This window comes from Aminobacter sp. P4_H6_2, from assembly GCF_056400805.1.
On the sequence record NZ_JBFUKO010000505.1, the window covers coordinates 1 to 4,042 of the forward strand.

Here is a 4,042-nt window from a genome sequence, read left to right on the forward strand (position 1 = left end):
CGGCTCGCTTGAAGTTTTCGACGTTGACCGGAACCGACTGTGCGGCCGCCGCGCTTGTCGCGAGAACCAAGAAACTCAGGCTGTAGACCAACTTCATTCGCATCGAACGGTACCTCATTGGAGTCTTTGATTTCCATTGTTCGCAGGAGGCAAGACCGAATGGTCCGCGCCCGTGCTTCGGCTGATCGTCAGCCTTGGGTCGGGAGAGCAGCAGCCCGCTACTGCGCAGACAGTGCAGCGGCCTCCCCGGCGCATTCGGATGCCGAGGGCACCTGCGCAGCCTTCACTTCCGCTTTTGCGGCCTCGAGATCGGCGAGGAAGTCCGCATTGCCATGAAGGTTCGCTACCGTAGCCGCGCCCATGGTCCGTCCTGCATCGACGTCGCTTTGCCAATGCGCGTTGCAGATCACACGGCTCTGGCCGAATTCCAGACCGCGTTTCAAGAGAAGATTGGCGCGCTCGGGGTTGATTTCGCTCAATACCAGCGCCCAAGCCCAACCTGCGGCAGTGTGGCCCGAAGGATAGGAACCGTCATTGCGCAGGAGCGGCTCCTGATCAGGATAGCAGGTGCCTTCGTTGTGAACCACGAAAGGACGGGTACGATTGAAAGCGTTTTTTACGCCATAGGTCGACAGGCCCGCGTCGGTTAGCACCTTCTGCATCAAGCGATAGAGATGAGGTGTTTCCTTTTCGTCGATGTCGACACCCATTGCGCAAGAGAAGGTTTTCGCCGGCTGCGGAAACTGCAGATCTGCGTCCGCGCGCGCCAAATCCCAGCGCGGTTTGCCGCGCAGCGATATGGTTGCGCTTCTCGCTTCTTCGTCACGCGCCAGCGTCGCGCTTCCCTCTGCCGGCGGCGGTCCGAGCAGTTCAAGGCTGTCGGGCAAATCCTTTTGCTCGAGATAACCCGGAGCCAATTGGAAATGCGGGTCTGTGACTTTGGGCTGGGCTTCGCCTGCCTGTGCCAGGGCCTGCCCGCAGAGCGCGAGTAGCGCAAGCAGGGAAACATGTGCGGCCCGCACCGCAGTCCCGGTCATCGACATTCGCATTCCTCTCGACATTTCCAAACGCATAAAGGCCCGGTCATCGGCAAGCGAATCCCGTTGCGAGCATTTCGTCCATGGGCAACTTGCCCGTCTTGCCATTTCACGCCAATCGCGACCGGCTATGCTCCGTCCCGCCGGTCGTGAATCCCTCGTGATTCGGCTTTGTGAAAAGCACTAATCCGGGTGCGGTGAGGTCCTATGGCTGATATCCCCTTGACGCGCGGCCAGTTCCTCCTGCCCTTCGTCAACATCCTCGATGATGTCGGCGCTCCGACGGAGACGCTGCTGGAGAGGTCCCGGCTGCCATCGTCCCTGGCCGAAAAGAGCGATCTCTACCTGCCGCTCCTGCCAGCACTGCGCTTCGTCGAGGCTGCCCAAAGAACCCAGGGCATCGAGGATTTTGGCTTTCTCGCCGCCCAACGCCTGCATTTCTCTCATATGAGGGAAAAGACACGGGCCCTGATTGCACATTCCCCAACGCTGCTCGTCGCGCTCCGGCATGCCTGCCATTGGGCGTCGAGGGAAGACACCATTCTGAGCATGTGGATCGAACAGGGCGCGGATCATGTTCGGGTCTGCAGCAGGCTCGCCGGCACAACCGGGCTCCTGCATCTGAAATACGCACAATGGATCCAGAATGTTTTCTCGATCTACATCGTCCGGCAATTCGCAGGGCAAGACTGGATGCCGACAGCGATTGCCTTTGAATCATCGTATGCGCCGAGCCCGGCAACGCGATCCTCCTGGCCGAACGTGCAGTTTCTGTCAGGTCAGCATTCCGCCTGGATCAGCCTGCCGATCGCGCTTCTCAGCCTCTCCAACCAGTCCACCGCCTTGTTTGCGCCGCCGCGAGACCAGGAAGACGACCCCTCCGGCTACGACATCGTCGAACTGCTCAAGCTGATGTTACCGGCTTATCTCGACGAGGGAACAACGGCACTAGCCGACGTCGCCGACATCGTAGGCGTTAGCACGCGGACGCTTCAACGCAAGCTCGCCCATGTCGGCCTTACCTATTCGGACATACTCGAAACGGCCAGATATGAGAATGCGAGCCGGCTTCTGCGCGACACCGATTGCAGGATCATCGATATCGCCTTTTCCTCCGGCTACTCGGACCCTGCGCATTTCAGTCGCGCCTTCCGCAGGATGACGGGCGTCACGCCGCGTCAGTTTCGTGAGCAATCGCGCCTTGGCTAAGCGTGGTTCATCTGAACCGCGGGCCAAGGCGAGCGGCAACGCGTTCGAAAGGGCGCGCCACCAGGCGCCGTCTCAAAGCATGCGAACGTCCGCTCTTGGGCCATGCGTCAACTTCCGCTCGTGGCGCGACCAGGACCATCGAGTTGTCACAAGCGATGGTCAGCCATCAACTGCTCCGCCGTTACCGTTCTATAGGGTCACAGCCTGGTTGTTCGAGACCGGGCGTCGAGAACAAGCCACAATCGCGGAAAGCAAGGTTCGACCCGTCGGACCATCGTACCCGAGTGATCCCCTTTGTTGATCGTGATCGGCTCGACCTGTCTTTCGGGCACTGCATAGTCGGCAATGTAGAAATCCCGTCAATCGCAAGATGTGGCGAATGACAGGCGTGCCGTTCTCAATCAGTTTTTCCATCCAGCTCACAGCTACGATGGAGAAGAGCGGTGAAGGGATATACGAGCTCTCCGGGCGGTTCGGTCTCGCCTGATAATGTCCCTCTCCTGGTAAGACAGGGAAGGGGGCAGGCACATGCACATCATGGCGAACTCATTCAGGGTGTCTTCGAAGATGAGAGAGGACGTCTTCATCGAGCGCTAGTCACTCTTCCCTTGAGAAGTATGGGCTCTCTCGCGATTTTCCGGATTGCGGATAGCAGCGGAGTCAGCGTGATCCCGCCGGAAAAGATGAAAGCGGCAAAAGCAGCGCTGCTCACGCTAACTCACCTCGATGGGCATCTGGGTGGCGTTCTCGAAATTGAAAGTGCGATTCCGGTGGGCCATGGATATGGGTCATCGACCGCCGATGTCGTTGCCTCGATACGGGCTGTTGCTGATGCATTCGAGGTGGAGCTTCGCCCTTCAGTCATCTCCCGCCTCGCGGTCAAGGCTGAGCGAGCGAGTGACGCCATAGCATTTGAAGACCAGGCCGTTTTGTTTGCTCAACGCGAAGGCGTGGTTATCGAACATTTTGGCGATGCGCTGCCACCGATCTGCGTCATAGGCTTCAAAGCAAATGACGGGCAGTCAGTCGATACGCTCGCATTGCGGCCGGCTCGCTACTGCGGTGAAGAAATCCAGACCTTTGCATTGTTGAGAGGGTTGGCGGCGCGCTCAATAAGATATCAAGACCCGTATTTGCTGGGACAAGCAGCCACACTCAGCGCAAAAATTAGCCAACGCCATCTCGCCAAGGCGCAATTTGCGACCGCCCTTGGCATCGCAAACGAGTTTCGGGCCTGCGGAGTTCAGGTCGCCCATAGCGGATCTCTCATTGGCATCCTCTTGGATGCCTCGGCGCCCGGTCTCGCCGACGTTGCGCGCAAAATTGCAGAGGCAGCCGCCGCAGCCGGGTTCAAAGACGTCGCTATACAGCCGAACTATCCGAGGGCAGGCGCAGATGCGGATTGAAGCAGACTACTTCAAGGCGCTCGAGACGCCCCGAATGGCCAGGTTGGCGGACAACCTTGTTGTGGCAGCCTTTCCGCTGATGAAGCTGATGCCCGCTCGTTTCATCCTCGATCGAGCTGAAGCGTCAGGTGAGCTCAAGAGGGGAGCTCATATCGTCGAAACGACATCAGGCACATTTGGCATGGCGGTGGCTCTCCTCGCCGCAGCCCGTGACTATCGCCTAACCCTTGTGACCGCATCAAGCCTGATGGATCCAAAGTACCAGGCACGACTTCAGCGACTGGGAGCCGAGGTCGTTGCGCTCGATGATATCAGTGGCGACGGCAACCAGACCGGTAGGCTCGAAAGTCTGAACACCATTTTGCGCCTGGAGCCGGATGCCTTTTGGAC

The 4,042-nt window shown here is 59.0% G+C and carries 4 protein-coding genes; 3 read left to right on the forward strand and 1 reads right to left on the reverse strand.

From position 1 onward, the window contains the following. Positions 1 to 218 precede the first annotated feature (218 nt). Entirely contained in the window at positions 219 to 1,043 is an 825-nt protein-coding gene (locus AC1DUU_RS25335; RefSeq protein ID WP_476786131.1) for an acid phosphatase, read from the reverse strand. Positions 1,044 to 1,244: 201 nt separating this feature from the next. On the opposite strand from AC1DUU_RS25335, the gene AC1DUU_RS25340 reads away from it, so the two are divergent. From AC1DUU_RS25340 to AC1DUU_RS25350, 3 genes are all read left to right on the forward strand, one after another. Next, the gene (locus AC1DUU_RS25340) at positions 1,245 to 2,246 is read left to right on the forward strand and encodes a helix-turn-helix transcriptional regulator (RefSeq protein ID WP_476786132.1); all 1,002 of its coding nucleotides are present in this window, start codon (positions 1,245 to 1,247) and stop codon (positions 2,244 to 2,246) included. A 665-nt stretch (positions 2,247 to 2,911) separates the two neighbouring features. After that, a complete protein-coding gene (locus tag AC1DUU_RS25345) occupies positions 2,912 to 3,652 on the forward strand; it encodes a GHMP family kinase ATP-binding protein (RefSeq protein ID WP_476786133.1) in 741 nt (246 codons plus the stop codon). Next, positions 3,642 to 4,042, forward strand: a 401-nt coding sequence (locus AC1DUU_RS25350) for a pyridoxal-phosphate dependent enzyme (protein WP_476786134.1), incomplete at its 3' end; no start/stop codon positions are given. The genes AC1DUU_RS25345 and AC1DUU_RS25350, both read left to right, overlap by 11 nt.

Coding starts and splice junctions, on each gene's coding strand:
- AC1DUU_RS25335 (WP_476786131.1), bottom strand. CDS start 1,043: ATGTCGATGACCGGGACTGCGGTGCGGGCCGCACATGTTTCCCTGCTT.
- AC1DUU_RS25340 (WP_476786132.1), top strand. CDS start 1,245: ATGGCTGATATCCCCTTGACGCGCGGCCAGTTCCTCCTGCCCTTCGTC.